The sequence below is a fragment of the Mycobacterium sp. TH-M82 genome (assembly GCF_057473605.1).
In genome coordinates, this window is record NZ_JBYCKY010000013.1 from 1 (window position 1) to 2,218 (window position 2,218).

At 66.8% G+C, this 2,218-nt stretch carries 2 protein-coding genes; both read left to right on the forward strand.

Going from position 1 to position 2,218, the window contains the following annotated elements:
• Positions 1 to 201 precede the first annotated feature (201 nt).
• A complete protein-coding gene (locus AC2VON_RS00355) occupies positions 202 to 1,455 on the forward strand; it encodes an IS701 family transposase (protein WP_486951166.1) in 1,254 nt (417 codons plus the stop codon).
• 48 nt (positions 1,456 to 1,503) lie between these two features.
• The coding region (locus AC2VON_RS00360; RefSeq protein ID WP_486951167.1) for a Mu transposase domain-containing protein at positions 1,504 to 2,218 on the forward strand (715 nt) is incomplete at its 3' end.

Here is a 2,218-nt window from a genome sequence, read left to right on the forward strand (position 1 = left end):
GAGTTTCGCAGTTTGATCAGTGTGACGGGCGTGATTGCTGAGGCGATTGTGACCTGATCGGCGTGTCGGCGTGATCCGCCCGTGATGATGACGAAGCATCGGCAGGTGAATCTTGCTCGCTCAAAAGTTCGAGACACCGCCGATGCTTCCGAGCCGACCTTACCGGCCTCGTGGCGTGAATTGCTGGAAACACTGCGCCCGGTGTTTCGCCGGTCTGCGACGTTCGGGTTGTTCACGCTGCTGGCAACCGGACTTGTCGCCCGTACGATGCGCCGCACCGTGGTGGGCATGCTCGCCGGGGCCGGGATGGCCGCGCTGGTGTCGTTTCACTCCGCGTGCCGGTTCTTCTCCCACTACGTCTGGGACACCGATCAGCTCGGGCTCGCGATCGCGCGGCTGATCGTCGACCGGGTGCTCGACGCGGATGCGGCGATCACCGTCGCCGTCGATGACACCTTGTTTCGCCGCTGGGGCAAAAAGGTCCACCACGCGTTTTGGACCCACGACGGCGCCGCGCAAGGACCAGCCAAACTCGGCCGGGGCAACCGGTGGGTGATCGCCGGGATCGTCGTGCGGCTGCCGTTTTGCAGCCACCCGATCTGCCTGCCGGTGCTGTTTCGGCTCTGGGCCGGCAAGGGCACCGCCTCCCCGGTCGAGCTGGCCGGTGCCATGCTCGCCGCACTCGCTGAAGCGTTTCCGCACAAGCAGATCCACGCCGTGGGCGATGCCGCCTACCACGGCAGGCCGCTGCTGGTTCCCGGCGTCACCATCACCACCCGGCTGCCGGCCAACGCAGCCCTGCACGCCCCAGCGCCGCCGCGAACCGGCCGCCGCGGCCGGCCCGCCAAGAAAGGCCGGCGACTGCCCCGGCTGGCCGAGTTGGCCACCACCGCAACCTGGCGCACCACCACGGTGAACCGCTACGGACGTATCGACACCGTGGCGATCGCTGAACGCGACTGCCTGTGGTACGGCGCGTTCGGTGACACTCCCGGCCGGGTGGTGCTGGCCCGCGAACCCGACACCGCCACCGGCTATGACCTTGCGGTGCTCACCACCGACACCACCACCACCGACGGCGCGGGCATCATCGCCCGCTACGCCGATCGCTGGTCAATCGAACCCGCCAACGCCACCGGCAAACAGCTCCTCGGGGTCGGCCAGGCCCGCAACCGCGTGCAACGTGCCGTGGAACGCACCGTGCCGTTCGGGTTTCTCGTGCAGACCCTGGTGATCATCTGGTACACCCTGTCCGGCTACCACCCCGACGACCTCACCACCCGCCACGCCGCCGAGCCCTGGTATGACCAGAAGACCGAACCCGCCTTCGAAGACATGCTCGCCAAGCTCCGCAGAACCCTTGTCGCAGCCCGAATTACCGGCGTTGGCCCAGCTCAACCCGACCCCCACAAATACCGAGACTACGAACTGGCCTGCGCCGCAGCCGCCGCATAACCGCGAAAGTCGAGCAAGGTGTTGATCCCTGATAACATGACACCGATTGTGCCCAAGGCAGATTCGACCGATCCGCAGTTCAGTGTGGGTTGGACGGAGTACTCGCAGTCCCGGGGATTCTTCACCGATCCGGCCCGGGTTCGTCACCCCCAGGACAAGCCGCGGGTAGAACGCATGGTCCAGTACGTGCGGGGCAACTTCTTCGCCGGCGAAGACTTCGCTGACCTCGCCGACGCTCAGGCCCGAGCCCAGGTGTGGTGCGCCGAGAAGGCCGGCCAGCGTATCCACGGCACTACCTGTCAGCGTCCGGCGGTGGTGTTCGCCGAGCGCGAGGCCGCACTGCTGCTGCCCGCCCCGGCAGTGGTCTACCAGGTGCCGATCTACGCTGAAGCCAAGGTGCACCGCGACTACCACATTCAAGTCGATCGGGCATTGTATTCAATCCCCGAACACCTTCGCGGGCAGACCGTTTCGGTGCGCGCCGACGGCGAGTTGGTCAAGGCGTTCCACCGCGGAAAGCTGGTCAAGACTCATCCCCGCCAACCGATCGGTGGGCGTTGCACCGACCCGGCTGATCTGCCCGCTGACAAGACCGGCTACGCGATGCGGGACCTGACCGCGCTGATCGCCACCGCCGCCGGGCACGGAGCCGATATCGGCATCTACGCCGAACGCCTGCTCGATCACCAGCTGCCGTGGACACGGATGCGCCAGGTGTACCGGCTGTTGGGGCTGGTCAAGCGTTACGGCGCGGCCCCGGTCA